This window comes from Streptomyces sp. NPDC028722 (genome assembly GCF_040637655.1).
In the GTDB taxonomy this organism is placed as follows: domain Bacteria; phylum Actinomycetota; class Actinomycetes; order Streptomycetales; family Streptomycetaceae; genus Streptomyces.
In genome coordinates this window covers 58,427-84,587 of sequence record NZ_JBEZWU010000014.1, presented here as the reverse complement: position 1 = coordinate 84,587, position 26,161 = coordinate 58,427, and the positions used below count along the sequence as shown (strand labels likewise).

At 73.1% G+C, this 26,161-nt stretch carries 18 protein-coding genes and 2 pseudogenes; 7 read left to right on the top strand and 13 right to left on the bottom strand.

Annotated elements, in window-relative coordinates; all coding sequences use genetic code 11:
• Positions 1-25 precede the first annotated feature (25 nt).
• From AB0F03_RS21885 to AB0F03_RS21850, 8 genes are all read right to left on the bottom strand, one after another.
• The gene (locus tag AB0F03_RS21885; protein ID WP_361994427.1) at positions 26-1,423 is read right to left on the bottom strand and encodes a hypothetical protein; all 1,398 of its coding nucleotides are present in this window, start codon (positions 1,421-1,423) and stop codon (positions 26-28) included.
• A complete protein-coding gene (gene pelF, locus AB0F03_RS21880) occupies positions 1,420-2,931 on the bottom strand; it encodes a GT4 family glycosyltransferase PelF (protein WP_361994424.1) in 1,512 nt (503 codons plus the stop codon). The genes AB0F03_RS21885 and pelF overlap by 4 nt, the downstream gene beginning before the upstream one ends.
• A gap of 143 nt (positions 2,932-3,074) precedes the next feature.
• Positions 3,075-5,204, bottom strand: coding sequence for a hypothetical protein (locus AB0F03_RS21875; protein ID WP_361994421.1), 2,130 nt, complete (start codon positions 5,202-5,204; stop codon positions 3,075-3,077).
• Between the two features lie 395 nt (positions 5,205-5,599).
• Positions 5,600-6,124 (bottom strand): hypothetical protein, encoded by a 525-nt coding sequence (locus tag AB0F03_RS21870; protein ID WP_361994418.1) that lies wholly within the window; start codon positions 6,122-6,124, stop codon positions 5,600-5,602.
• A gap of 357 nt (positions 6,125-6,481) precedes the next feature.
• Positions 6,482-7,849: a carotenoid oxygenase family protein gene (locus AB0F03_RS21865; protein WP_361994415.1), complete on the bottom strand. Its 1,368-nt coding sequence runs from the start codon at positions 7,847-7,849 to the stop codon at positions 6,482-6,484.
• 50 nt (positions 7,850-7,899) lie between these two features.
• On the bottom strand, positions 7,900-8,340 hold the full coding sequence (locus AB0F03_RS21860) for an SRPBCC family protein (protein WP_361994412.1): 441 nt from the start codon (positions 8,338-8,340) through the stop codon (positions 7,900-7,902).
• A gap of 69 nt (positions 8,341-8,409) precedes the next feature.
• Entirely contained in the window at positions 8,410-9,870 is a 1,461-nt protein-coding gene (locus AB0F03_RS21855) for an MFS transporter (protein WP_361994410.1), read from the bottom strand.
• Between the two features lie 154 nt (positions 9,871-10,024).
• A complete protein-coding gene (locus AB0F03_RS21850) occupies positions 10,025-10,591 on the bottom strand; it encodes a TetR/AcrR family transcriptional regulator (protein WP_361994407.1) in 567 nt (188 codons plus the stop codon).
• 139 nt (positions 10,592-10,730) lie between these two features.
• Between AB0F03_RS21850 and AB0F03_RS21845 the strand changes: the two genes are divergently transcribed.
• Positions 10,731-10,988, top strand: coding sequence for a DUF5133 domain-containing protein (locus AB0F03_RS21845; protein WP_361994404.1), 258 nt, complete (start codon positions 10,731-10,733; stop codon positions 10,986-10,988).
• A gap of 219 nt (positions 10,989-11,207) precedes the next feature.
• Complete coding sequence (locus AB0F03_RS21840; protein ID WP_361994401.1) at positions 11,208-12,125, top strand: SGNH/GDSL hydrolase family protein; 918 nt, start codon at positions 11,208-11,210, stop codon at positions 12,123-12,125.
• A gap of 85 nt (positions 12,126-12,210) precedes the next feature.
• Here AB0F03_RS21840 and pgm read toward each other — a convergent pair whose 3' ends face one another.
• The 3 genes and pseudogenes from pgm to AB0F03_RS21825 all read right to left on the bottom strand — a co-directional run bounded on the left by pgm (position 12,211) and on the right by AB0F03_RS21825 (position 16,463).
• Complete coding sequence (gene pgm, locus AB0F03_RS21835) at positions 12,211-13,851, bottom strand: phosphoglucomutase (alpha-D-glucose-1,6-bisphosphate-dependent) (protein ID WP_361994398.1); 1,641 nt, start codon at positions 13,849-13,851, stop codon at positions 12,211-12,213.
• Between the two features lie 135 nt (positions 13,852-13,986).
• Complete coding sequence (locus AB0F03_RS21830; protein WP_361994395.1) at positions 13,987-14,826, bottom strand: chitosanase; 840 nt, start codon at positions 14,824-14,826, stop codon at positions 13,987-13,989.
• Between the two features lie 156 nt (positions 14,827-14,982).
• A pseudogene (locus AB0F03_RS21825) lies at positions 14,983-16,463 on the bottom strand (MFS transporter).
• Between the two features lie 402 nt (positions 16,464-16,865).
• Here AB0F03_RS21825 and AB0F03_RS21820 point away from each other — a divergent pair.
• The 5 genes and pseudogenes from AB0F03_RS21820 to AB0F03_RS21800 all read left to right on the top strand — a co-directional run bounded on the left by AB0F03_RS21820 (position 16,866) and on the right by AB0F03_RS21800 (position 19,042).
• Entirely contained in the window at positions 16,866-17,042 is a 177-nt protein-coding gene (locus AB0F03_RS21820; RefSeq protein WP_361994392.1) for a hypothetical protein, read from the top strand.
• A 52-nt stretch (positions 17,043-17,094) separates the two neighbouring features.
• A pseudogene (locus AB0F03_RS21815) lies at positions 17,095-17,291 on the top strand (cation:proton antiporter); the annotation flags it as partial.
• Between the two features lie 102 nt (positions 17,292-17,393).
• On the top strand, positions 17,394-18,014 hold the full coding sequence (locus AB0F03_RS21810; protein ID WP_361994729.1) for a DedA family protein: 621 nt from the start codon (positions 17,394-17,396) through the stop codon (positions 18,012-18,014).
• Positions 18,015-18,121: 107 nt separating this feature from the next.
• Positions 18,122-18,295 carry a CsbD family protein gene (locus tag AB0F03_RS21805; RefSeq protein ID WP_361994390.1) on the top strand — a complete coding sequence of 58 codons (174 nt, stop codon included), beginning with the start codon at positions 18,122-18,124 and terminating at the stop codon, positions 18,293-18,295.
• A gap of 303 nt (positions 18,296-18,598) precedes the next feature.
• Entirely contained in the window at positions 18,599-19,042 is a 444-nt protein-coding gene (locus AB0F03_RS21800) for an ATP-binding protein (protein ID WP_361994387.1), read from the top strand.
• Positions 19,043-19,103: 61 nt separating this feature from the next.
• Here the strand turns inward: AB0F03_RS21800 and AB0F03_RS21795 are convergent, their stop codons facing one another.
• A complete protein-coding gene (locus tag AB0F03_RS21795; RefSeq protein WP_361994726.1) occupies positions 19,104-21,539 on the bottom strand; it encodes a SpoIIE family protein phosphatase in 2,436 nt (811 codons plus the stop codon).
• Between the two features lie 181 nt (positions 21,540-21,720).
• Entirely contained in the window at positions 21,721-25,986 is a 4,266-nt protein-coding gene (locus AB0F03_RS21790) for a HAMP domain-containing protein (protein ID WP_361994384.1), read from the bottom strand.
• Positions 25,987-26,161: the final 175 nt, after the last annotated feature.

Below are 26,161 nucleotides of genomic sequence, written 5' to 3'. Positions count from 1 at the left end.
GTTGCGCGAGGACGGGCGGTGTGGGTCAGGCGTGCCGGGCGGGCCGGCCGAGCAGCCGCAGGGCGCAGGCGACCAGGGCCGGCACGGCCGCGCCGCAGCACAGCGGCAGGGCGGTACCGCCCGGTGGCAGGTGCAGCAGCGGTACCGCGCCGGCCGTCGCGGCGGCGGCCAGACAGATCACGGCCGGGGGCCAGGCGGCCCCGAACGCCTGGAGGAGCAGCGCGGTCCACAGGGTCGCCGCGAGCAGCAGCAGCGGGGCCGGTGCCGCGCCGGTGAGGCAGGCGGCGGGCAGCAGCGGCAGCACGTAGGCGAGCAGGCAGCCGCCGAGGACGGCGGCGGAGCGCAGCAGGAACCCGGCGGGGGTGGCGCTGGCGCGCAGGGCGGCGACGGACAGGCCCCGGTAGCGGAACAGCAGCCATTCGGCGGGGCCCATGCTGACGGTCAGCACGATCACCGCGTACGGGTCGCGCCGCCCCTCCAGCAGGACCAGCACGCCCGCGGCCAGCCCGAACAGTCCGTACGGCAGCGACCACCGCAGTTGGGGCCGGGCGCCGCCGGCCGCGGCCGGGGCAGCGAGGGCGCCCCGCAGGGCGTGGCCGGTGCCGGCGAGGGTGGCCAGCAGCGCGAGCAGCGGCAGCCCGGCGCGCACGGCGGTGCCGGGTTCCCACCAGGGCAGTACGGCGGTGCCCGCGATCAGCGGGGTGAGCGCGGCCAGCAGCAGCCGCTCCCGGGCCAGGACCAGCAGAACGCCCGCTGCCGCGAGGTACAGCGACTGCGCTGCCGCCGCCGCGAGCACCGGGCCGGCGGTGCCGGCGAGCGGGACGGCGCACGCGGTGGCCAGGGCGGCGCCCAGCGGCGCGCCGGTGAGCAGGGTGCGGGCGGCCTCCCTGCGGCCGGTGGCCAGCCGCAGGTGGGCGCGGTGGCCGAGGCCCTGCCCCCACGCCCAGGAGACCAGTCCGGCGGTGATGAGCGCGGCGGTGTGCCGGCCGGGGTGCCACAGGGGCGCGGTGAGCAGGTAGGCGAGGCCCGGCAGCGCGAACAGCACCCCGCGCAGCAGGCTGCGGACGGTGTCCGGGCGCCAGGGGTCGGCGACCGGCGGCGGTTCGGGGAAGGTCCGGGGTACTTGCTCGTACAGGGCGGCGGCCAGGGAGAACAGGCCGGTGTGGCCGTACCGCTGCCTGATCTCGTCGGCCGTCAGGCCCTCGGCCTCCAGCAGGGCGGCCACCTCGTACGGGTGGACGGCCGGGCCGACGCGGTCGGCGAGGTCGGCGGCCAGCCGGCTGACCGCCTCCGGGTCGGGGCCGCGCCTGGGCAGGCGCAGGGCCATCGTGTGGTCGTCGCGGCGCGCGGGCGGCTCGGCGAGCCGCAGCGCGAGGGTGTCCTGTTCGGGGCCGCCCGGTTCGAGCGCCATGGGGCCGCTCATCCGGAGAGGCTCCCCGCGGCGACGCGGAGCGCCTCGCCCTGCGCGGCCGGCGCGGTGGACGGCCGGAAGTGGGCGGGCAGTTCGAGGTAGATCGAGCGGAACGTGTCGATGGTCTGGCGCAGCGTGAACTGTTCGATCACCCGCAGCCGGGCCGCCTCGCCCATCGCCCTGCGCCGTTCGGCGTCACCGAGCAGTTCCAGTGCCGCCGCCGCCATGCGGGCCGGGTCGCGCGGCGGGACGACGAGCCCGGTGCCGCCCACGGCCTCCCGGACGCCGCCGACGTCGGTGGAGACGGTGGCCCGGCCGCAGGACATGGCCTCGATGAGGGTGAACGGGAAGCCTTCGCTGATGCTGGAGAGCATCACGACGTTCCCGGCGGCATAGGCGTCCTTGATGTCGTCGACGCGGCCCTCGAAGGTGACGGCGTCGGCGTGTCCCAGTTCGGCGGCGAGGGCCTCGCAGCGTTCCCGGTACGCCTCTCCGCCGCGCGGTGTCCCGCCGAAGAGCCGCAGCCGGGCCTCGGGTAGTTCCTTGCGGACCAGGGCGAACGCGCGGATGAGGGTCTCCAGGTCCTTGATGGGGTCGACGCGCCCGGCCCAGCTGAGCGTGGGCACTCCTGGTTCGGGTCCGGCGGGCGGGAACGCCGCCGGGTCCACACCGTTGTAGACGGTGCGGATGGCCTGCGGGTCGGCGCCGCCCTGCTCCTCCCAGAGCCGGTTGTAGCGGTTGCCGGGGGTGATCAGGGCGGCGCGGCGGTAGCTCTCCTCGGCCAGCAGCCGGAAGAAGCCGAGGACGAGGGCCTTCACCGGCCAGCGGTAGGGGGCGGTGCGGTAGCCGAGGTAGCGTTCGCGCAGGTAGACGCCGTGTTCGGTGAGCAGCAGGGGGACGTCGTACCGCTCCAGCGCGGCGAGCCCCGGCAGCACGGCGACCCCGCCGCTGACCGCGTGGGTCACCCCGTGCCGGGGGGTGGGCGCGGCGAGCGGGCGCAGGGCGTGTTCCAGCAGGGCGGTGGCGGTGACCGCGTCGTGCAGGGTGGGCCCGGCCTCCCGGACCGCGAGTCCCGGGCGGTTCCAGACCGCGGCGAGGAGGGCGATGGCCCGGTCGCCGCGCAGGAAAGCGCTCAGTGTGCCGTCGGCGGCGGCCCGGGCCATGGTGTACAGCGCGGGCGGGAACTGGTCCTCGGCGTGCGGGTCGAGGAGCGCGGTGAGGAAGCGTTCGTAGGCGGCGGTGAGCCGGTTGCGGGCCCGGCCCCGGGGCGGGCGGCCCTGCGGCGGGGTTCCCCACATGGGTACGGAGAGCACGCTGTGGACGTGGGCGGGCAGGTCCCATACGACGGGTTCGCGTCCGGTGCCGGTGACGGCGACGACCTCGAAGTCGAGGTCGGGCATGCCGTGGACGAGCTGGTCGCACCAGACGCTGACGCCGCCATGACTGTGCGGGTAGGTGCCTTCGGTGAGCAGGGTGACGTGCGCCGCGCCGGAGCGGCGCGCGCCGTGCTGAACGTGCATGGCTGGGGCTCCACGGCCGAGGTGTGGGGTGGTCGGGCCGGTTCCGGGCGCCGACGGGTGGCCGGAACCCGGGCCGGTCCCGCCGGCTCCCGTCACGAGGCGTGCGGGAGCCGGCCGGACCGGCCCCGGGTCCGGTGCGGCGTTCAGTTGTCCGGGGTGTACGGAACCTGCTCGGTCACGCCCGCCGGGATCCTGGTGTGCGGGGCCGGGGCGGTGGCCGCGGCGGTGGTGCCCGCGGTCGCGGCGGGTGCGGTGGCGGAGGACGGCAGGGTGAAGGTGAGCGCGCTGCCGGCGGAGGCGGTCCAGCCGGACACGGCGCCCGCGTAGGCGGTGCCGAAGGCGGTGGTGCCGCGGGTGGTGCCGGCGGGCAGGGTGGCGGGAACGGCGGCGCCGTTCGGTCCCTGCACGGTGACGGTGTCGCCGATGCGGTAGGCGGTGACCTGGCCGGCCTGTACGGCGGTCCTCCAGGCGGCGCGGCGCTGGAGTTCGACGCCGATGTCCTTCATCCGCAGGTTCACCACGGGGGTGTTGTCCGCGAACAGGGCGTCGTAGCCGTCCAGTACGCCGTCGAGTACGGGGTAGGCGATGCGGTCCTCGGCGAGGTTCGACTGGTGGATGAAGTGCGGCCTGGGGTCGTCGGACAGTACGTGTCCGAGGGCGATCCGGGTCTCCAGCGGCACGATGTAGCCGGTGTAGCCGGTGCCGGTGTCCAGCGGGGCGGACAGACAGGTGGTGGTGGCCGGGTTGTCCTCGCAGATGCCGCTGCCGCCCTGGGCGCGGCCGGTGTAGAGCCAGTTGTACTCGTCGACCTGCTCGGCGGCCCGGCCCGCGTTGTAGAAGACGTTCATCGGGTAGCGGGCGACCGTGGTGGCGGGGCCGACCTGGCGCTGCTGGGGGTCGCGGGAGTTGTCCGAGGCGAGCCAGGTGACGTTGTTGTCCGCGAGGGCGAGGGCCAGGTTGGGATTGTCCGCGGGCTGCTGCGGCAGGATCCTGAGGCCGGAGTGCTCGCCGGTGACCAGTTCCGTGCTGTCGAGCGGGAGTCCGGCGACCTGGCCCCAGACACGGTTGGTGGCGATCTCGTTGTCGATCGTGGTGCGGCTGACCCACTTGGTGCTGCCGTCGGCGTTGGTGGTGCAGGTCCACGGGACGACGGTGACGTTCTGCTCGCAGCCGAGGAAGGCGTGCGTGTAGGTGTGGTTGACCCAGCGGAACTGGTTCCGGTCGGTGATCAGCCTGTCGGCGAGCTGGTCCACGCCGTCGTCGTCCTCGCGCTGGTCGGTGCTGCCGGCGCCGTTGTAGACCAGGTCGAAGGTGAAGTGGTGGCTGTCCTGCCAGGCGGTGGCGTGGTCGACGTCCGCCGGGGTCATTCGGATGGGGCTGGGCGTGCCGGCGCCGCCGGTGCAGTCGACGTCGCCGGGTGTGCAGTTGAGCCGGGTGTCCCAGCGGTCGTCGGCGGCGAACACGTCGTCCACGTGCACGGCGAAGTAGTTGCGGGAGGCGCCGAGGTGCACCCCGCCGGTCATCCACTCCACGATGCCGCGGGACAGCAGCCGGAACTGCTGCTGGTACTGGTTGTAGACGAAGGTGACGACCAGTTCGCGCCGCCCGTCGTGCCGGTACTCGCCGACCAGGGAGCCCTGCCGGGTGGTGCCCGGGATGGGGGCCTGCACGTACGGGGTGAAGTCGGCGCCTGCGGCGGGTGTCGACAGGTAGGCGTAACTCTCGCCGACGGTGGGCGAGTTGTCCTCGAACGGTACCGGGCCGTCGAGGTAGCCGAAGACTCCGCCGCGGCCGGCCGCGGTGACCTGGGCCTGGACGCCGTCGATGCTGCCCGAGTAGCCGCCGGAGGTGGGGACCTGGAGTCCGGCCTGGGGGCGGGCGTAGGTGTAGGCGTCGACCTGTGGGATCGCGTAGGTCTGCTCGTAGGCGGCGAGCGCGGTCATCTCGGCGCTGCCGGCCGCGAACGGGTTGTCGTTGGGCAGCACGACGGCCTGGAACCTGGCCCGCGGCCGGCCGTCGACGGTGTCGGCGAGGAAGCCCGCGTCGATGGCGGGCCGGTCGGACCGCGTGAGGTCGACCTTCGTGTACGGCGTACCGGCGGCGTCGAGTTCGGCGGCGATGGCGTCGGTGGCCGGACCACCGTCGCTCACCACCAGGACTCTGAGGTCGATGCGCGGCGTGGTGGCGTCGGCCTCGGCCGGGCCGGCCCCCAGGCCGAGCGCGGCGATGAGCGCGCCCACCGTCAGCGCGGTGGTGCGTACGGTCCGCTTCATGCGGTGAAGTCCCCTCCCCGGGCAGGGGTGAACACGGCTCCCATGGAGCCGACACCCCCTCGCGTGACGCCGGCGTCCCCCTCAGAAGCCGGTCGTCAACGCATCTGTCGCGTCACATGGTGATGTCTCTGTGTAGCTTCTGTGGTCGAGTTACGGAACCTGACGGAAAATCACAGGTGTCCGCCAGTGCCCCGAAGCAACCCGAACAACCGTTTTTGCGTCGTCTTCGCACAGGGGTCGCGGCGCACGAAGGGGCCCGGTCCGCTGGTCCGGCCGGGGGGCGGCGCACCGGCGGCCCATGACGGTCCGCCGGGCGACATGTCGGGTCCGTACCGCGCGGGACCGATGACCGGGGGCGGTTTCCGGCCACCCGGGTCACGGGGCCGAGGAGTCCGTCAGGCGCAGACGACGCGCGTCTCGGGCGCGTAGACAGGCCCGCCGTCGGTGTGGGTGCTGTCGCTGAACTCGGCGTAGTAGTACGAGTAGAAGCCTATGTTGCCGTTGCAGCCGGAATCGGCGGCGACCTGGAGGGTCAGCGTGACGGTGCGGCTCTGACCGGGCGGGATGGTGGCCCCGTAGTTGCCGCCGAGGTTGCTCGGTCCGGTGCCGGCACAGGCGCTGCTGCCGCTCGCGGTCGCCAGGCTGCACCCGGTGAAGCTGTACTTCAGGTCCGGGCGCTGGGTGGTCAGCCAGGTCGGGTCGATCGTCTGGTACACGAACCAGATGTCGTAGGTCCTGTTGTTGGTGAGGGTCATCGACAGCTTCACCGTTCCCCCGGGGGTGGTGGTGGCGCTGTCGGTGGCGAAGGTGAGGGGAGCCGGCGCGGGGTCGGCGCTCGCGCTCGGGGCGAGGCCGCAGACGGCGAGGAGGAGGGCGAGGACGGCGGTGAGCCCGAGGCGTCCGAGCAGAGGTGATCGCATGGCCCGGGAGGCTAGGCAGGCGTGCGTCACGCCGTCTGCCCCGCCGCACCGGCCCCGGACAGGGTTCGGCCGAAAGTGGCCGTGGCGCGACGAGGGCGCGGGGACACCGTCACGGCGCGTCACGCGTCGCATACGCCCACGCCGGGGTGCGGTGACGGGAGGGGGGCGCGGGGCCCGCGGCGGGAGTGGTGCGCGAGTCGGCATTGGCGCGGACAAGATGCCCCCACGACGGCGGAACGAGGGCCCCCGGTTGTGATGGGGGCCGCTTCCGGCCGGAACACGGTTTCCGGCCGGACGGAGCGGCCCCGGGGGGTTCTCGTTCTCCCCCGGGGCCGCCGAGCCGGTCCGGTCGCCGGGTCACGCCTGCGGGTCGCCGCCGTCGGGGGTGCTGTCCGGGATCCAGGAGCCGTGGATCCCGGCCGTCACCCGGCGGGGCAGGTCGACGGCAGCCACCTGGCCGAGGCCGGTGGCGTCGAGGACGAGCAGGCGGGAGGCGTCCTGCTTGAGGTCGGAGACGACCGTGAGCAGATAGCCGTCGTCCTCGGCGGTGGCACCGGCGGCGGGGACGAAGACGGCCTCGCTGGGCAGCCGGGCGTCGCCGGCCCGGTGGATACGGCGGGCGCCGGTCACGCGGTCGTACTTGACGATGCCGTAGCCGCCGTAGCCGTCCTGGTCGGGGAAGGAGACGGCGTACTGGTAGCGGTGCTCGGCGCCCAGCCGGTCCTCGTTGATGGTGGGGAACTCCACCGCCAGGTCGTCAACGATGCGCTCGTCGACGGCGCCGGTCACCAGGTCTATCACCCAACGGCGCTGGTAGGAGCGGGCGTTGGGCTCACTGCCACGGCCGGGTGCGCCGACCCACCAGTTCCACGACAGCTGGAATCCCGCACGGTCGACGGTCGGGCCCTCCAGCACGATCCGGCCCGCCGCGTCCTCGTAGGCGTTGGCGGCGTGCAGCATGCTGCCGGGCTCGACCGGGAACCAGCGGACGGCGCCCGCTCCGTCGCGGCCCCGGGGCATGACGCCGATCCGGGCGGGCTGGGCGTCGTTCCAGCTGTACGGGATGCCCGAGTGCTCGCCGGGGTCGAAGGTGACGGTGCCCTCGACGAAGACGACGTGGTTCCGGGTGAGGGCGAAGTCGTGCTTCAGCGCGGCCGTGGCTCCCGGGATCTCGGCGCTGTGGCTGATGCGGCCCGTGGCGTCGGAGACGTGATAGGTCAGGTACGGCGGGAAGGGCGAGGACCCGAAGAAGTGGAGTTCGCCGGTGACCGGGTCGGCCTTGGGGTGCGCGGTCATCGCGGTCCGCAGCCGGCCGTCGAAGTCGTAGGCGCCCACGGTGTCCAGGTCCGCGGTGAGTTCGAAGGGCAGGTTGGATTCGCACAGGGCGAGCAGACGGCCGGCGTGTTCGATGACGTGGGTGCCGGCGGTGCTGGCGGTGAGGTCGGGGCCGTGCTCGGTCAGGTAGGGGGCGCCGTCCAGGGCCGGGGTGCGCACCCAGCGGTTGCGGTACCACTCGGCGCGGCCCTCGCGCAGCCGGATGCCGTGGACCATGCCGCTGCCCTTGAACCAGTGGGTGGGGGTGACGCCGGGCTTCGGGTTGTGGCTGTTGCGGACGAGCCGGCCGGTCAGCTCGGGCGGCAGAGCGCCTTCGACGGGGAGGGCGGTGGCGGTGATCTCGTCGGCGACGGGCTCGTAGTGGCCGGTCAGGTAGGGCTTGGTGCTCATCGTGCGTCCTCTCGGTCGGAGTGCTCGCGGGGCGTGGGGGCGGTGGTGGGTCAACGGGCCTGTTCGGCCTGGGCCTTGAGGGCGGTCAGCCAGGCCTCCAGGGACTGGTGGAGGGCGGTGCGCAGTGCGTCGGGCCGGGCCTCGGCCGGTGCGCCGCTCCAGGACTCCTCGGTACGGACCGTGACCCGGTCGCCGGTCCGCTCGAAGGTCCACACGTGGACGCCGGTGATGCCGGCGGAGGGGCCGCCCCAGACGATCCGCTCGCCGGGGACGATCTCGCGGACGGTGGAGGTGATGTCCAGGCCGTGGGTGCGCCAGGTGAACGTGGTGCCGGGCCGCAGCGGACCGTCCAGCCGGGCCGACTCGACGCCGGCGTTCCAGGTGGGCCAGGCGTCGACGGCGGTGTGCAGCTCCCAGACGGCGGCGGCCGGGGCGTCGATGTCGGTGGACAGGCGTACGACGACCGGGGCGTTCTCTTCGATGGTGTACATGACGGGTGTTCCTCTCGGTGGTGGACCGGGTGAGCCGGGTCGGCGCAGGAGCGCGGTGGTGGGGACGGGTCAGGGCGCGGACGGGCCGGTCCCGGTCAGCGGGACGGTGTCCGGTGCGGCCGGTACGGCCCGGCGGCGGGCCAGGGCCGGGGCGAGTGCCGCGGACAGGGCGAGAAGGGCCGCGGAGACGGCGAACGCGGTGCGGTAGCCGGTGGTGAGCGCTTCCGCGTGGGTGCGGCCGGCGGCCGCGTGGGCGGTGACCGAACCGGCGAGGGTGGTCAGTACGGCGAGGCCGGCCGCGCCGCCGGCCTGCCGGGTGGTGTTCACCAGTCCCCCGGCCAGTCCGGCGTCGGCCCGCGGCACCCCGGCCACCGCGAGGGCGGTCAGCTGGACGAAGGCGACGCCCAGTCCCAGCCCGATGAGGACGGCCGGTCCGAGGACGTCGGACCAGTAGCCGCCGTCGGCACGGATGCGGGAGAGCCAGAGCAGCCCGGCGGCCTCGGTGAGCAGGGCCGTGGCGGCGGTGACCGGCGGTCCCGGGCGGCGGGCCAGGCGGGGGGCGACCGTGGAGCCGAGCATGGTGGCCGCGGCGAGCGGCAGTTGGCCCAGACCGGTGACCAACGGTCCGTAGCCGAGGACCTGTTGCTGGTAGAGCGGCAGGAAGAAGAACAGGGCGGTCCACACCGAGCCGAGCAGCGCCATCAGGACGTTCCCGGCGGTGACCGTGCCCGTGGCGAAGAGGCGGGGCGGCAACAGCGGGTCGGGGTGCCGGTGTTCCAGGCGGGCGAACACGGCGAGGAGCACGGCCGCCAGGGCGAGGGCGGCGAGTACCGGCGCGGCGCTCCAGCCGGTGCGCCGCGCCGTCGTCAGCGCCCAGACGAGCGCGGTCAGTGCCGCGGTCACGGCGGTGGCGCCCAGGACGTCGAACCGGCCCGGCCGGCCGCCGGGGACGCGGGGCACGAAGGCCGCCACTCCCCCGGCGACCACGGCGGTGCCGAGCGCGACGGCGTGGAAGGTCCAGGCCCAGCCCAGCAGTTGGGTCAGCAGCCCGCCGAGCAGCACTCCGGCCGCCGCTCCGGCGCCGGACACCGCTCCCCACACCCCGAGCGCACGTCCGCGTCCCGGGCCGGGCGGGAACACGTCCATCACCAGGGCCAGTGCGGCGGGGGCCACCACGGCGGCGCCGACCCCCTGAGCCGTGCGGGCGGCGATGAGCGGGCCGGCGCTGTGGGCCAGGCCCGCCGCCAGTGACGCCGTACCGAAGAGGGCGAGGCCCGCGAGCAGGGTCCGGCGGCGCCCGAACAGGTCCGCCGCCCGCCCACCGGCGAGCAGCAGGGCACCGAAGGCGAGGCCGTAGGCGTTGACGACCCAGGTCGTGCCGCCGTCCGACAGGCCCACGCCGGCCCGGATGCGGGGCAGGGCCACGTTGACGACGGAGGTGGCGAGCATGACCGTGAACTGGGCGCCGGCCAGGGCCGCGAGGGCGGCGCGCGGACGGACGCGGCGGGTGGTTCCGGTCGGTGACTTCACGGTGGCCTCCTGGGCGGGATGTCGGCTGCATGAATGTGTGGTCAACCACTCACAAGGGAGCCCGGAAAAAGGGCGGGGTGCCACACCCCGCCCGGGCGGCCCCGGTGCCGGTCCCGGATCTCCCGGGGCTCCGGCTCGGCCGCGACCCGCCGGCTCAGTAGTGCCTCATGCCGGCGGCCAAGGTCCGGGTCCACGGCGCGTCCACCTCGTCGGCCCCCATGGAGACGATCAGATGGCACAGCATGCCCCGGGCGAAGAACTCCTGGACCTGCGGTCCGCTGCCGCCCGAGGCGCCGCGCACGTATTCCACCAGCCGCGCGTACCCCTGCCGGACGACCTCCCGCACCGCCGGCTCGGACACCGCCGCCGCCTGCGCGTGCAGCTGGATCAGCATCAGGTCGTTGTCGCTGATCAGCCGGGCGTAGGCGTCGCCCATGGCGCCGAGCACCAGCTCCGCGGAGCTGCCCCGCGCCTCGGCGGCGGCCCGCTCCAGGCAGGTGCGCACCTGGACGAAGCAGTGCTCGACCACGGCGGTGAAGAGCGATTCCTTGTTCGGGAAGAGCCGGTAGACGTAGGCCTGGGAGATGCCGGCCGCCCTGGCCACCTCGGTCGTGGTGGTGCCGAAGTACCCGCGGGCTGCGAAGGCTCCGATCGCGGTCCGCAGGACCGTCTCGCGGCGCTCCTCGGCGGTGGACAACTGGCGGGGCCGTTCGGTCTTCATGTGAGTACTCAATCACTCACACTTCCGGGTGTCAAGGAGACAGATGGCACGGCACTGCGGGAGACGGATGGCATGCGGTGCCCGAACGCGGGTATGCGCGCTGCGACTTCGCACATCGGCGACACACCAGGAGGCGCACATGCTGATGGCACACCCCGCGGTACTACAGGACCTCATCGCCCAGTACGAGGCCCTCACGCTGCTCGGGGCCGAGGAGAGCACCCCGGAGGCCCGGCAGCGGCTCGCGGACGTGTCGTACACGCTGTGCGTGGCCACCGGCACCCGGGATGTCGACATGGCCCTCATCGCCGCCCGGCACCGGCTCTCCGGCGCCCGCCCGGAGGACGACTCACTGCTCGAGATGGCGGGCCCGGCGGAACCGGCGGCCGCGCTCTGACGCGAACCGGCACACCGGCCGACGGCGAAGCCACCGGTGTGCCGGTCCCCGCGCAACGGGCCGGACCTCCGGGCCCGTTGCGCCATCCCTCCCCCTGAACCAGTTGCCTCCCGCTTCTGGTCGGCGAGCCCTACCGGACGGTATACAGGCCCGGTCGAACGCGCGCGGGCCGCTCCTGAGGTGCCGCCCGCGCGACGCAGCAGCTCAGGGGGAGGACGCATGACGCACGACAGACGCCCGGCGGGCAGGGCGGCGGGCCGGCGGCGGAGCGCCGTAGTGGGGGCGGCACTGGCCGGATGCACCCTGGTCGCGGCCGGCACGGCACCGGCCGTGGCACACCCCGGCGGGCACGGCCGCGCAGCCGCCTACGTGGCGCTCGGCGACTCCTACACCTCGGGTCCCGGGATTCCCCGCCAGGTGGACGCCGACTGCGCGCGCTCCGACCACGACTACCCCTCGCTCGTGGCGGCCCGGACCGAGGTGACCGCGTTCACGGACGTGAGCTGCGCTGGCGCCACGACAGCCGAGATGTGGCAGGCGCAGGGCACGAACGGACCCCAGCTGGACGCGCTCGACCGGCACACGGACCTGGTGACGCTCCAGATCGGCGGCAACGACGTCGGATTCGGCCCCATCATCGGCACCTGCGCCCGGCTCGCCGCCCAGGACCCGGCCGGCAACCCCTGTGAACGCGCGTACCACGCCTCCGGGTACGACGAGCTGGCCCTCGCCGTCGTGCGCACCGCGCCGAAGGTCGACCGGGTGCTGCGGGCCGTGCACGCCCGCGCACCGCACGCCCGGGTGGTCGTCGTCGGCTACCCCGACCTGCTCCCCGACGACGGCGTCGGCTGTTTCCCGCAGGTGCCGTTCGCCCGGAAGGACTTCACCTATCTGCGGGACACCGAGAAGCGGCTGAACCTGATGCTGCGCCTGGTGGCCGGCGTGAACCGGGCCGCGTACGTGGACACCTACGGCCCGACCATCGGTCATGACATGTGCAAGGCGCCCGCCGACCGCTGGATCGAGCCGCTCCAGCCGGCCTCCCCCGCGGCCCCGGCCCACCCCAACGCCAAGGGCGAGGCGGCCATGGCGCAGGCGGTCCTGGACCGGCTGCGCACGGACCGCGGACGCGGCTGAGCCGGACGGCACCGGCCCGCGCCCCGCGCCCGGGACCGCGGACCGCCGGGGCGGCCTCCGTGACCGAGGCCGCCCCACGGCCGTGTCAGCCGCCGAGCGCTCCCAGCACCACCGCCTGCGCCTCCTCCTGGACCCGGGCGAGATGGCGGGCGCCGAGGAAGGACTCCGCGTACACCTTGTACACGTCCTCCGTGCCCGAGGGCCGGGCCGCGAACCAGGCGTTGTCGGTGGTGACCTTGATACCGCCGATGGCCGCGCCGTTGCCGGGCGCCTCGGTCAGGACGGCGGTGACCGCCTCGCCGGCAAGCGTGTCCGCGGTGACCTGGGCCGGCGACAACTGGCCGAGCAGCGCCTTCTGTTCGCGGGTCGCGGGCGCGTCGATGCGGGCGTAGGCGGGTTCGCCGAAGCGGGCGGTCAGACCGGCGTAGTGCTCCGAGGGCGTCCGGTCGGTGACGGCCGTGATCTCGGAGGCGAGCAGCGCCAGGATGATGCCGTCCTTGTCGGTGGTCCACACCGAGCCGTCCCGGCGCAGGAAGGACGCGCCGGCCGACTCCTCGCCGCCGAACCCGAGGGCGCCGCTGACCAGTCCGTCCACGAACCACTTGAACCCGACCGGCACCTCGACCAGCTGACGGCCGAGGTCGGCGGCGACCCGGTCGATCATGGTGGAGGAGACCAGGGTCTTGCCGATGCCCGCGCCGGCCGGCCACTGCTCACGGTGCCGGTAGAGGTAGGAGATGGCGACCGCGAGGTAGTGGTTGGGGTTCATCAGGCCCGCGTCCGGGGTGACGATGCCGTGCCGGTCGGCGTCGGCGTCGTTGCCGGTGGCGATCTGGAAGCGGTCGCGCTGCTCGATGAGGGAGGCCATCGCGTACGGCGAGGAGCAGTCCATGCGGATCTGGCCGTCCCAGTCCAGCGTCATGAAGCGCCAGGCGGGATCGGTGTACGGGTTGACCACCGTCAGGTCGATGCGGTGTTCCTCGGCGATCCGCCCCCAGTAGGCGACGGAGGCGCCGCCGAGCGGGTCGGCGCCGATGCGCACACCGGCCGCGCGGATGGCGTCCAGGTCCAGCACGCTGGGCAGGTCGCCGACGTAGGTGCCGAGGAAGTCGTAGCGCCGGGTGGTGTCCGCGGCGAGCGCGCGGTCGTACGGCAGCCGGCGTACGTCCTTCAGGCCGCCCGTGATGATCTGGTTGGCGCGGTCCTGGATCCAGGAGGTGGCGTCGGAGGCCGCCGGGCCGCCGCTCGGCGGGTTGTACTTGAACCCGCCGTCGGCGGGCGGGTTGTGCGACGGGGTGACGACCACACCGTCGGCGAGGCCGGTGGTGCGGCCCCGGTTGTGCGTCAGGATCGCGTGCGAGACGGCGGGCGTGGGCGTGTAGCCGTCCGCGCTGTCGATCAGCACGGTGACGTCGTTGGCGGCGAACACCTCCAGTGCGGTCGCCCTGGCGGGCTCCGACAGGGCGTGGGTGTCGGCGCCCAGGAAGAGGGGTCCGTCCGTGCCCTGGGCGGCCCGGTACTCGCAGATGGCCTGGCTGGTGGCGGCGATGTGGTCCTCGTTGAAGGCACCCGCCAGGGACGAACCACGGTGCCCCGAGGTGCCGAACGCCACCCGCTGTCCCGGGTCGGCCGGGTCGGGGTGCAGCGTGTAGTACGCCGTGACCAGCCTGGCCACGTCGACAAGGTCCTCGGGACCGGCCGGCCGGCCGGCTCGCTCGTGCGGCATGAGTCCGTTCCTCCGCATCGGTGGGGGTCGTACGCTCACCCCATCTTTCCTCGTCAGGGGCGTGGCATGCACGTGCGCACCACCGGCCGGGCCGCAGCGGGCCCGGCCGGCGGCTCCCCATGCGGGTCGCGCGGGTCAGCCGATGTGGTAACTGTCCCCGTACACCTTCCAGTCGAGCGGGGTGTTCAGGTCGAGGTTGCCCTTGCGCAGGAAGACCCGCTGCGCGGTGTCGACGCGGCTGGTGTCACTGTGTGCCTCCTCCTGCTTCATGGCCCACACACGGGCGTCCAGGAAGGCGTTGAGGTAGGTGGTCTCGTTGCCGCCCTGGGCCGGCGGCTTCGCGGTGCGCAGGGCGCGCTTGCGGATGTTGCGGAAGCTGGTGGGGTCGTCGCCGTCGCCGTGCATGACGAGGGCGTCGTAGTAGGTGAACTGGCCAAGCGCGCGCAGACCGTCGGTCCTGCCCTGGGTGACGGCCGGGTTGAAGTAGACGCGGTCGCGTTCGTCGTTCTGGGCCTGCTGGAACGCGCTGTCCTGGGCGGCCCTGCGCCAGTCCTTGGGGAAGTCCGGGTCGAGCCCGGCGTGCGAGTCGCTGCCGTCGACCCGGCGCAGAGCGGGCAGATACTTGGCCAGGACGTTGCCGGGCTTGCGGTCGGTGTAGAGCTGGACGAGGTCGAGCATGTCGCCGGTGCCGGAGCAGAAGCCGATGATGCCGGCGGTGTAGCCGCGTCCGTCACCGATGTCCTCGATGTACTTGTACTGGGCCTTCCAGTCGAGCGAGGAGTTCTCCGCGCTCGACACCAGCTGCATGGCGATCTCCTTCTTCGCCGGGTCGTCCAGGCCCGGCGCGGCGGCCGAGGCCGTGCCCGCGCGGGAGACGCCGAGCAGGGTGCCCGAGGCGACGGCGCCGAGCGCGGCGACGACGGTCCGGCGGGAGAGGCGGGCAGGGGTTGCCGGCTCACGGTGTGCGTGCACCACAGGGGCTCCAAGTGGGGGGTGGGCGTGGGCGGTTCGGTCCGTACCGCCTACTGGTAGGAAAGTTTCCTATCAAAGGCGGAGGGGCCCGGTAACCCGGCGCGGGGGAAGTTCGTAGGATCGAACAACCCTCGTGGGGCCCCCGGCCCCCGGGCGGGCTCAGCCGTGCCGCGCCTCGTCCCGCTCCCCCGTGAAGGCGTACAGCTCCTGCGAGGTGCTGATGAGCTCGCGCATCTCCTCCCGCGAACCGACCATGGGCTGCGAGCCCTTGAGCGGGACCTGGGCGCTCTCGGGCAGGAACCGCACGGTGAGCAGGCCGATGGCGCCCGCCAGCACCAGGTAGTAGGCGGGCATCAGGTCGTCGCCGGTGAGGTCGACGAGGGCGGTGGTGACCAGGGGGGTGGTGCCGCCGAAGGCGGCCACGGCGAGGTTGAAGCCGATACCCATGGCCGCGTAGCGGACGGCGGTCGGGAACAGGGCGGGCAGGGTGGCCGCGCTGGGCGCGGCGAGCAGGCCAGCAGGGTCGACAGGATCAGCACCCCGAGGATGGGCGGCCAGGTGCCGTGCGCCTTGATCAGCAGGAACGCGGGGACGGCGAGCACCATCATGGCGGCCGCGGCCACGGCGTAGAGGGGCCGTCGGCCGACGCGGTCGCTGAGCCGGCCGAGGAAGGTGATCAGCACGACGATCCACACCATGCCGACGAGCACCAGGACGTCCGCCGAGCCGCTGGAGCGGTGCAGGGTCTCGGTCTGATAGGTCGGCAGATAGCCGGTGACCATGTAGTTGGTGACGTTGTACAGCAGCACCAGCCCCATGCAGACGAGCAGGGGCCGCCAGTGCCTGCGGACGATGTCCCTGAACTCGCTGCGCGCCGACTCCTGCGCCAGGGCCTTCTCCTGCTCGTCCAGCTGCTGCCGGAAGGCCGGGGACTCCTCCAGTTTGAGCCGCATGTAGAGGCCGATCACCCCGAGCGGCCCGGCGATCAGGAAGGGCACGCGCCAGCCCCAGGAGAGCATCTGGTCGTCGCTCAGGGCCAGGTTGAGCACGGTGACCAGGGCGGAGCCGAGGGCGTAACCGACGAAGGTGCCGAAGTCGAGCCAGCTGGAGAGGAAGCCGCGCCGGCGGCCCGGGGAGTACTCGGCGACGAAGGTGGTGGCGCCGCCGTACTCGCCTCCGGTGGAGAAGCCCTGGACCATGCGGGCCAGCAGGAGCAGCACGGGCGCGGCGACGCCGATCGTGGCGCAGCCGGGGACGACACCGATGACGAAGGTGCCGGCCGCCATCATGATCATGGTCGTGGCCAGTACCTTCTGCCGGCCGACCCGGTCACCGGGCGGCCCGAAGACCAGGCCGCCCAGGGGGCGTACGACGAAGGCGGCGGCGAAGGTCGCGAAGGAGGAGATGAGCTGGGCGGCCGGGGAGGCGCCGGGGAAGAACACCTTGCCGATGGTGGCGGCGAGGTAGCTGTAGACGCCGAAGTCGAATCACTCCATGCAGTTGCCGAGCGCGGAGGCGCCCACGGCCCGCCGGAGCAGCGGGGACTCGACGACCTGGACGTCGGCCGCGCCGAAGGCCCGCCGGTTGCGGCGGAGCCTGCGGGTCAGCTCCTCGCGGACCTGGCGCGGCAGCCGCGCCACGGCCCCCGGCGCCCGCCCCGCGGCTGCCGTTCCTCACCGGACGTCGCACCGTTCACCGGCGTCTCCTTCGTCTCGCACCTGTGATCACCCGCCTGCCCCTGGGGCCGGTGCAGAAACGGAGGCCCTGAGTCCCATTACGCGCGGACCTGCGACGGCGCGCGTCCGGTGGCGTCGGGTGGGCGTCCGGCGGGCGTTCGGCGAGCGCCCGGTAGGTGCGGCCGACAAGCTGGCACCGAGTGACAATGCCCTATAGACATTCGGCATAAGTAGGACATAATGGAGGCAGTTCGGACAGCGTTGTCACGCGTGCCCCACGTGCCACATGTGGTCATGCCGCCTGCCGCCCGCCCCACCACCTCCCCGCCCGCGTTTCCCCGCGACTTCCAAGGAGCCGCTCCCCGTATGGCGTACGGAGCCCACCGCAGCCGCCTTCTGCCTCCCCACCCCGATCTGAGCCGCGCCCGCGACTGCGAGCAGTGCCTCGGCTGGGGGACCGTCGTCACCCGCGACGGCGACCACGAGCTGTGCCACGCGTGCCAGCCCGGTCACGGTGACGACGAGGACACCACCGCCTCCTAGCCGGCCCGGCCCCAACCTTCACCCCCCTCCGGGACCGACCCGGGCCCACCCGCGCGGCCGTGCCGGAGGCACCCTGGTGGCCCGCGACGAGTTCTCCCCCGTCATCGCGGGTCTCGCCGTCACCTCCGGCATCGACGCCGACCTCGGCCCGCTCGCGACGGCCGCGTACTGATCCTCATGGTCGTCGGCCCGCCGGCCGCCCGGTACGCCGAGCCGCTCGCCCTGCGGCTGACCGGCCGCCGCCGGCGCACGGCAGCGCCCGCCGGGGCGGCTGTGGACGCCGTGACGCCGGAGCAGTCACTGGCCACCCCCGCCCGTGATCACCGGTCCGCACCGACGTACTGTGAAGACATGTCCGCACCCCTTCCGGGACCGCTGGCCCATCTGGAACCGCTGCTCGGCCACTACGGCTACTGGGCCGTGGGGGCCGTGGTCTTCGTGGAGGACTTCGGGGTCCCCGCACCCGGCGAGACGATGCTCCTCGCGGCGGGCGTCTACGCGGGCGCCGGCCGGCTGGACGTCGCAGCCGTGGCGGCCGTCGCGTTCGTCGCGGCCGTCGCCGGTGACAACCTCGGCTACCTGATCGGCCGGACCGGCGGGCGGGCCTTCGTGCACCGGTGGGGCCGGTACGTCCTGCTGACCCCAAAGCGGTTCGAGGCCGCCGAGGAGTTCTTCCGCCGGCACGGGGGCCGGATCGTGACCGTGGCCCGGTTCGTCGAGGGCCTGCGCCAGGCCAACGGCATCATCGCCGGCACGACCGGCATGCGCTGGCGCCGCTTCCTCGCCTTCAACGCCCTCGGCGCGGCCCTCTGGGTCGGTCTGTGGACGACCCTGGCGTACCTGGCCGGCAGCCACATCACGGCGGTGTACGACCAGATCGAGCGCTACCAGCCCTACGTCCTGGTGGCCGTCGCGGCCGTCGTCGCGGGATTCGCCGTACGGCACCTCCTGCGGCGGCGGCACGAGCACTGAAACGGGCACGGGGTCCGAAGGGACGGCGGGCCACTGGTTTGGGCGGCGGCACAGCGGTAATCCGAATACCGACCACAGACCGCGTCGACGTTGGGATGTGACAAGCGATGGCCGGCAACAAGAAGGCCAAGGGCAAGGCGGAGCAGGCCAAGGGCAAGCTCAAGGAGACCGCGGGGCGTGCCGTCGGCAACGAGCGCCTGGAGGCCGAGGGCCGCATGGAAGGCGCGGCCGGAGACGCCCGGCAGGCGAAGGAGAAGGCGAAGGACGTCTTCAAGCACTGACGTCTCACGTACTGCCATCCTCAGAACCGACGTCCTCGCACACCGAGGTACGCCGACTTTGCGGAACGGGTCCGGACATCCAGGGGAAGCGGATGTCCGGACCCGTTCCGCTGTGCGCGCGGACCCGCCCCCGGCCGGCGTTCTGCGCTGTACCGTCCCCGCGAACCATTCGTGCGCATCCGGAGGATTCCCCGGAAACGTCCCTTTGACCGGCGGCCCAGTGGGTAGCCGGGCAGGGACGGACGACCACCCCCCTGGTGCACAGGAAGGGCCCCTCCCCCCAGAGGAAAAGGGCAACGAGGTATGGACATCCCGCGCAGGACGAACGTGACGACCCAGGCCCGCTCGGTACCCCCGCGCTACAGCCGCACCTGGGACGCCGGTGTATCCAGCATCGCCGAGGCGAGAGACGCCGTCGCCGCCCTTCTGGCGAAGGTGCGGCCCGCGCTCGGGCGGCGCCCGGTGCAGGACGCCCAGCTCGTCGTCAGCGAACTGCTCACCAACGCGGCCAAGCACGCGCCCGGCCCCTGCGCCCTGCGTCTGGAACTGCTGGCCGGCGCGCTGCGCGTCTCCGTCACGGACACCTCCGGGGAGCCGCCGCGGCGGCGTCCTCCCGACCCCGGGCGGGTCGGCGGCCACGGGCTGCACCTGGTGGCGATGCTCTCCCGCGGCCTGGAGGTGACCTGGCTGCCGCAGGGCAAGCGGATCAGCGCGATCGTGCCGTTCCTCGCGGCGGGAGTCGTCTGAGCGGTCCGCCCGGACGGACCGGCCCCGCGCACCCCGCCGTCCCCGACGGGGTCCGGGCGGATCAGGCCACCCTGATGCCGATGATGCAGGTGTCGTCGTCGGTGTCCGACCTGCTGTAGGTGAGCAGCCGGTCCAGCTGCTGGTCGAGGGTGGTGGAGACCGCGCCCGCCGTCTCCAGCAGATGGGCCACGGACTCCTCCACCGAGCGGTCCCGGCGCTCGATCAGGCCGTCGGTGTACATCAGCAGGGTGTCCCCCACGGCCAGCTGGAGTTCCTCCTCGTCGTAGCGCGCCTCGGGCACGGCGCCCAGCAGCAGCCCCTTGACCGGGGGCAGCGCGGTCGCCTCGGGCCCCCCGGGCTCGTCCGTCTCCCGCACCAGGACCGGCGGCAGATGCCCCGCCCGCGCCCAGCGCAGGGTGCGCCGCTCACCGTCGTACAGACCGCAGACGGCGGTCGCGGTGACCGCTCCCGTCAGATGGTGGGCGACGATGTTCAGCCACGACAGCAGCTGCGCCGGGCCGGCGCCGGTCACGGCGAGGCCGCGCAGCGCGTTGCGCAGGACGACCATGCTCGTCGCCGCCTCGATGCCGTGTCCGGCGACGTCGCCGACGCACAGCAGGATCAGCCCGGAGGGCAGCACGACGGCGTCGTACCAGTCGCCGCCGACCAGGTTCTCGGTCTCGGCGGGCCGGTAGCGCACCGCCACCTGGAGGCCGGGCACCCGGAGCGGGGCCTGCGTCGGCGGCATGATGGCGTGCTGGAGCTGAAGGGTCAGCCGGTTGCGCTCCACGGCCTGCTGCTCGGTGTGGGCCAGTTGGTCGCGGGTGGCGGCGAGCGCGACCTCCGTCCAGTGCTGGGCGGAGATGTCCTGGTAGGCGCCCCGGACGACGAAGAGCTGGCCGTCGGTGTCGAGGACGGGCTCGGCGACCACCCGCATGTGCCGGGTCACGCCGTCCGGACGCAGCAGCCGGAACGCGGCCGAGGCGGGCCTGCGGTGGTGCATGACGGTGCGCAGGAAACGGCCGAGGGTGACGGCGTCGTCCGGGTGGGCGTGGGCCGGCAGGTCCTGGAGGGCGACCGGCAGGCTGGTGCTGGGGCGGCCGTACAGGCTGAACAGCTGGCCGTTCCAGGTGATCTCGCCGGTGAGCAGGTTCTCCTCGAAGCCGCCGATCCGGCCGAGCCGCTGGGCGTGCTGGAGCAGGCTGGCCAGGCGGGCCGCCTCGTCCTCGATCCGCCAGATCAGCAGCACGCTGGAGCCGTGCCGGCTGACGCTGATGTCGGCGACGGCGGACAGCGGCACGTCGTCGACCAGCGCGGTCAGCCGCATCCGGTGGGCGCGGAACGGTTCACCGGTGGCATAGACCCGCTCCACCCGCTGGAACAGCTCGCTGGCGCCGGCGGCCATCGGGTAGGCCTCCAGCAGCAGGGCGCCGCTCACGACGGCGCGGGGCCGGCCCGCCGGGTCGAGGAAGCGGCTGTTGACGTGGTGGATACGGAAGTCGACGAGCTGACCGGAGTCGTCCAGGTGCGGCACCAGCACCAGGGCCGGGTCGTGCAGACCGTCCGCGAGGTCCGTCAGTTCGATCACGTCGGGCAGCAGCCGGGGCTCCTGTTCCGTGCCGAGCGGCGGTGCGGTGGTCTCCAGGGAGTGCGCGCACAGCTCGGCGAGGGCCTCCACCTGCCGGACGACCGGGCGCGGCAGCGGGCTCTCGGGCTTCGGCCAGGCGATCTCCAGGACGCCGTAGATCCGGCCGCCGGCGCCGGCGGGCAGGGCGATCCGCGCTCCGTCGGCGTACTCCCGGCGGCCGATGGTGGGCAGCCCGGACCCGGCGAGCGAGGGCAGCCACTGCCCGTCGGGCTGGTTCAGGCCGCGCCGGGCCACGGTGGCCACGTCGGGCGGGACGTAGCGCCAGCGGGCCGCCTCGCCGGGCGGGAAGCCGGCGCTGCCCGCGAGGGAGAGGGAGCCGTCCGAGCCGGCCGCCCAGATGGCCACGGCGACCGCGCCCAGCGGGCGCAGGGCGTGCTCGAGCAGCGAGTCGGCCATCGCCTGGGTGTCGTCGGCGGCCAGGACACCGCTCTCGGCGGCGCGCAGCCGTACGGCCGCGGACTCCTCGGCGGGGCCGGCCGGGTCGGCCGCGGCCGCGGCCGACAGGAACGCCTCGGTGACCTCCGAGACGCGGTCCCGGGCGGCCTGGTTGATGACCTCCACCGCGAACTCCAGCGGGGTCATCTGGGCCTGCTCGGTGAGTTCGGCGAGCTGGCGGGCGGCCTGCGCGGGGCCGCAGCCGAGGCGTTCGACCAGGATGCCCTTGGCGAGTTCGACCAGCGCCCGGCCCTCGGCCTCGGCCTGCGCCGCCCGCACCTCCCGGCGCAGCCGCTCCACCGTGGCGGCGAGCCGGCCGACCGGAGAGGTGGCGGGCACGTCGGCGGCCGGGATCTCCGGCAGCACGACGTCGACGGCCGGGATGCCCGCTGCCGGGATGCCCGGCAGGACCATGTCGACGGCCGGGACGTCCCCGAGGGGGACGCCGGGCAGCACCGCGTCCGCGGCCGGGACCTCCCCGGCCGGCAGCTGGGAGGGCACGCCGGCCGGCAGGTCCGCCCCGGTGGGCGGTTCGGGCTCGTTCACCGGATCCGTACTCCTAGACCTGTGGACGGACGGGCTCGCCGTGTGCTCCTCATGCGGGGAGCCAGCGCCGGACACAGGCGATGAGGTCATTGGTGTCCACCGGTTTCGTGACGTAGTCGCTGGCGCCGGAAGCCAGACTCTTCTCCCGGTCGCCCTGCATGGCCTTGGCGGTCACCGCGATGACCGGCAGATCAGCGTACTGCGACATCTTGCGGATCTCCGCCGTGGCCGTGTACCCGTCCATCTCGGGCATCATCACGTCCATCAGGACGAGTTCGACGTCCGGGTTGTTCACCAGGGTGTCGATGCCCTTGCGGCCGTTCTCCGCGTGCAGCACCCGGAAGCCGTGCAGCTCCAGGATGCCGCTGAGCGCGAACAGGTTGCGGGCGTCGTCGTCCACGACGAGGACGGTACGGCCGCGGGTGTGGTCGTCGCCCAGATGCGGCGCCGAGTGCTGGGGCTCGTCCCCGCGGACGAGGGTGAGCACCTCGCCGGGCTCCTCGGCCGACAGGTGCAGCGCGATCCGCTCGCGCAGCTCGTCCAGGCTGAACAGGTACTCCAGCGAACCGCCCGCGGGCTCCTCGGTGAGGGGGTCGGTGCGGTGCGAGACGTGCACCAGCACCGGGACGCTCGTCAGGGCGGAGTCGCCGCGCAGGGCCTCCAGGAAGCGGGCCGACTCCCCGTCGGGCGTGCCGAGTTCCACCACGACGCAGTGGCACGGCTCGTCCGCCAGGGCACCGGCCGCCTCCTGGGCACCGACCGCGGTGATGATGTCGACGGGCGTGCCGCCGCCGTCGGCGCGGCTGTGCGCGAGGTCCCCGATCACGCTCTCGGCGACCAGCGTGAGCAGCCCGCGCGGGCGTTCCTCCACGACGAGCAGGCGGCGCGGGCGCTCCCGCCTCGCGGTGGCCGGCGGCAGCCCGAGGGGCGCCTCCTGCCCGGGCGTGAGTTCCGTCCGCTCCGGTTCGGCGGGGTGCGGGGCGGGGCGTCCGCCGCGCAGGTGCTCCTCGAAGTCCGGCCGGGCGACGGGCAGGAAGAGGGCGAAGGTGCTGCCCTTGCCGGGAGTGCTGTCCACGGTGACGGCGCCGCCGAGCAGGTGGGCGATCTCCCGGGTGATGGACAGGCCGAGCCCGGTGCCGCCGTACTTGCGGCTGGTGGTGCCGTCGGCCTGCTGGAACGCGCCGAAGATGGTCTCCAGCTGCTGCTCGGGGATGCCGATGCCGGTGTCCTTCACCCGGAAGGCGACGATCGCCCCGCCGCGCATCACGCCCGGGGGCACCTCGTCGTCCGCGGCGGGTTCGACGCGCAGCTCGACGCCGCCCTGTTCGGTGAACTTCACGGCGTTGGACAGCAGGTTGCGCAGGATCTGCCGGAGCCGGGAGTCGTCGGTGAGCAGGTCGGCGGGGGCACCGGGCGCCGTGGTGATGGTGAAGTCCAGGCTCTTCTGCGACGTCATCGGCTGGAAGGTGGCCTCGACGTACTCGATGAGCTGGCGCAGCGAGACGCGTTCGGGCGCCACGTCCATCTTGCCGGCCTCGACCTTGGACAGGTCCAGGATGTCGTTGATCAGCTGGAGCAGGTCCGAGCCGGCGGAGTGGATGATGCCCGCGTACTCGACCTGCTTGGGGGTGAGGTTGCGGGAGGGGTTCTGGGCCAGCAGCTGGGCCAGGATGAGCAGGCTGTTCAGCGGGGTCCGCAGCTCGTGGCTCATGTTCGCCAGGAACTCGGACTTGTACTTCGAGGCGAGCGACAACTGCTGGGCGCGCGCTTCGAGTTCCTGCCGGGCCTGCTCGATCTGGAGGTTCTTCGCCTCGATGTCCCGGTTCTGGTCGGCCAGCAGGGAGGCCTTCTCCTCCAGTTCTGCGTTGGACTGCTGGAGTTCCTCCTGGCGGGCCTGCAACTCGGCGGAACGGGACTGGAGTTCGCTGGTCAGCCGCTGCGACTCCTCGAGGAGTTCGTCGGTGCGGGCGTTGGCGACGATCGTGTTGACGTTCACGCCGATGGTGTCGACCAACTGCTGGAGGAAGTCCCGCTGGACCGTGGTGAACCGGGTGACCGCGGCGAGTTCGATGACGCCGAGGACCTGCTCCTCGAAGACGATGGGCAGCAGCAGCAGCGCGGTGGGCTCCACCCGTCCGAGCCCGGAGGAGATGGTGACGTACCCGGGCGGCAGCTGGTCCACGGCGATCGTACGGCGGCTGCGCGCGGCCTGGCCGACCAGGGAGCGGCCGAACGGGATACGGACGGGCCGGGAGTCCGCCTCGGGCCGCCCGTAGGCGCCGACGAGCCGCAGCTCGGGTCCGGCCGTACCGTCCTCGGCGAGGTAGAAGGCGCCGTACTGGGCGGACACCTGCGGCACCAGCTCGTCCATGATCAGCTCGGCGACGACCGGCAGGTCGCGGTGGCCCTGCATGAGGCCGGAGATCCGGGCGAGGTTGGTCTTGAGCCAGTCCTGTTCCTGGTTGGCCCGGGTGGTCTCGCGCAGGGACTCCACCATGGAGTTGATGTTGTCCTTGAGGTCGGCCACCTCGCCCGAGGCGTCGACGGTGATGGACCGCGTCAGGTCGCCCTCGGCGACCGCGCTGGCCACGTCGGCGATGGCGCGGACCTGCCGGGTGAGGTTGCCGGCGAGTTCGTTGACGTTCTCGGTGAGGCGCTTCCAGGTGCCGGAGACGCCCTCGACCTCGGCCTGGCCCCCGAGCCGGCCCTCGGTGCCCACCTCGCGGGCCACGCGGGTGACCTCGTCGGCGAACGCGGAGAGCTGGTCGACCATCGTGTTGATGGTGGTCTTCAGTTCGAGGATCTCGCCGCGGGCGTCGACGTCGATCTTCTTCGACAGGTCGCCCTTGGCCACGGCGGTGGTCACCAGCGCGATGTTGCGGACCTGGCCGGTGAGGTTGTTGGCCATGGAGTTGACGTTGTCGGTGAGGTCCTTCCAGGTGCCGGCCACATTGGGCACGTGCGCCTGGCCGCCGAGCCGGCCCTCGGTGCCCACCTCGCGGGCCACACGGGTCACCTCGTCGGCGAACGCCGACAGCGTGTCGACCATGGTGTTGATGACGTCGGCGAGCGCGGCGACCTCGCCCTTGGCCTCGACGGTGATCTTCTGCGACAGGTCGCCCCGGGCCACGGCCGTGGCGACCTGGGCGATGGAGCGGACCTGGCCGGTCAGGTTGGAGGCCATCACGTTGACGTTGTCGGTGAGGTCCTTCCAGGTGCCGGCCACGCCGCGCACCTGGGCCTGGCCGCCGAGCCGGCCCTCGGTGCCCACCTCGCGGGCCACACGGGTCACCTCGTCGGCGAACGCGGAGAGCTGGTCCACCATCGTGTTGATGGTGTTCTTCAGCTCCAGGATCTCGCCCCGGGCATCCACGGTGATCTTCTGCGACAGGTCGCCCTGCGCCACCGCGGTGGCCACCTGGGCGACGTTGCGGACCTGCGCCGTCAGGTTCCCGCCCATGAAGTTCACCGAGTCGGTCAGGTCCCGCCAGGTGCCCTTGACGCCCTTGACGTCGGCCTGCCCCCCGAGCCGGCCCTCGGTGCCCACCTCACGGGCGACACGGGTCACCTCGTCGGCGAACGCGGAGAGCTGGTCCACCATCGTGTTGATGGTGCTCTTCAGCTCCAGGATCTCGCCCCGGGCATCCACGGTGATCTTCTGCGACAGGTCGCCCTGCGCCACCGCGGTCGTCACCTGGGCGACGTTGCGGACCTGCGCCGTCAGGTTGCCGGCCATGAAGTTGACCGAGTCCGTGAGGTCCCGCCACACGCCGGCGACGCCGGGGACCTGGGCCTGGCCGCCGAGGCGGCCCTCGGTGCCCACCTCGCGGGCCACCCGGGTCACCTCGTCCGCGAACGCCGACAGCTGGTCCACCATCGTGTTGACGGTCTCCTTCAGCTGAAGGATCTCGCCGCGCGCGTCCACGTCGATCTTCTGCGACAGGTCGCCCTTGGCCACGGCGGTGGCGACCTGGGCGATGTCCCGGACCTGCGTGGTCAGGTTGCCCGCCATCGCGTTGACGGAGTCGGTCAGATCGGCCCACGTGCCGGAGACGCCCGGTACCTGCGCCTGCCCGCCGAGGGTGCCCTCGGTACCCACTTCACGGGCCACCCGGGTGACCTCGGAGGTGAACACGGACAGCTGGTCGACCATCCCGTTGAAGACAGTGGCGATGTCGCCCATGAGACCGGTGGAGTCGTCGGGCAGCCGTGTGCCGAAGTCTCCGTCCCGCACCGCGGTCAATCCCGCGAGCAGTCGTCTCAGTTCGTGGTCACCCGGGACCGCTTCGGTCGTCCCGGTCGCCTTGCCGGCCATGCGCACCCTCGATCCGCTCCCCTAGAGCCCCCGCGCCGAGGACTCGGAACCGCGGCCGGGAGCGTGCTGCGACCCGACCGTTGGTGTGTGCATTTCCGCAGTTCACGGATTTGCATGATGAGAAAAATACGCCGCAGGCTAACCCACTTCCGCAGGCTGGGACAAAGTAATCGGC

Coding starts and splice junctions, on each gene's coding strand:
- AB0F03_RS21885 (WP_361994427.1), bottom strand. CDS start 1,423: ATGAGCGGCCCCATGGCGCTCGAACCGGGCGGCCCCGAACAGGACACC.
- pelF (WP_361994424.1), bottom strand. CDS start 2,931: ATGCACGTTCAGCACGGCGCGCGCCGCTCCGGCGCGGCGCACGTCACC.
- AB0F03_RS21875 (WP_361994421.1), bottom strand. CDS start 5,204: ATGAAGCGGACCGTACGCACCACCGCGCTGACGGTGGGCGCGCTCATC.
- AB0F03_RS21870 (WP_361994418.1), bottom strand. CDS start 6,124: ATGCGATCACCTCTGCTCGGACGCCTCGGGCTCACCGCCGTCCTCGCC.
- AB0F03_RS21865 (WP_361994415.1), bottom strand. CDS start 7,849: ATGAGCACCAAGCCCTACCTGACCGGCCACTACGAGCCCGTCGCCGAC.
- AB0F03_RS21860 (WP_361994412.1), bottom strand. CDS start 8,340: ATGTACACCATCGAAGAGAACGCCCCGGTCGTCGTACGCCTGTCCACC.
- AB0F03_RS21850 (WP_361994407.1), bottom strand. CDS start 10,591: ATGAAGACCGAACGGCCCCGCCAGTTGTCCACCGCCGAGGAGCGCCGC.
- AB0F03_RS21845 (WP_361994404.1), top strand. CDS start 10,731: ATGCTGATGGCACACCCCGCGGTACTACAGGACCTCATCGCCCAGTAC.
- AB0F03_RS21840 (WP_361994401.1), top strand. CDS start 11,208: ATGACGCACGACAGACGCCCGGCGGGCAGGGCGGCGGGCCGGCGGCGG.
- pgm (WP_361994398.1), bottom strand. CDS start 13,851: ATGCCGCACGAGCGAGCCGGCCGGCCGGCCGGTCCCGAGGACCTTGTC.
- AB0F03_RS21820 (WP_361994392.1), top strand. CDS start 16,866: ATGGCGTACGGAGCCCACCGCAGCCGCCTTCTGCCTCCCCACCCCGAT.
- AB0F03_RS21810 (WP_361994729.1), top strand. CDS start 17,394: ATGTCCGCACCCCTTCCGGGACCGCTGGCCCATCTGGAACCGCTGCTC.
- AB0F03_RS21805 (WP_361994390.1), top strand. CDS start 18,122: ATGGCCGGCAACAAGAAGGCCAAGGGCAAGGCGGAGCAGGCCAAGGGC.
- AB0F03_RS21800 (WP_361994387.1), top strand. CDS start 18,599: ATGGACATCCCGCGCAGGACGAACGTGACGACCCAGGCCCGCTCGGTA.
- AB0F03_RS21795 (WP_361994726.1), bottom strand. CDS start 21,539: ATGGTCCTGCCGGGCATCCCGGCAGCGGGCATCCCGGCCGTCGACGTC.
- AB0F03_RS21790 (WP_361994384.1), bottom strand. CDS start 25,986: ATGGCCGGCAAGGCGACCGGGACGACCGAAGCGGTCCCGGGTGACCAC.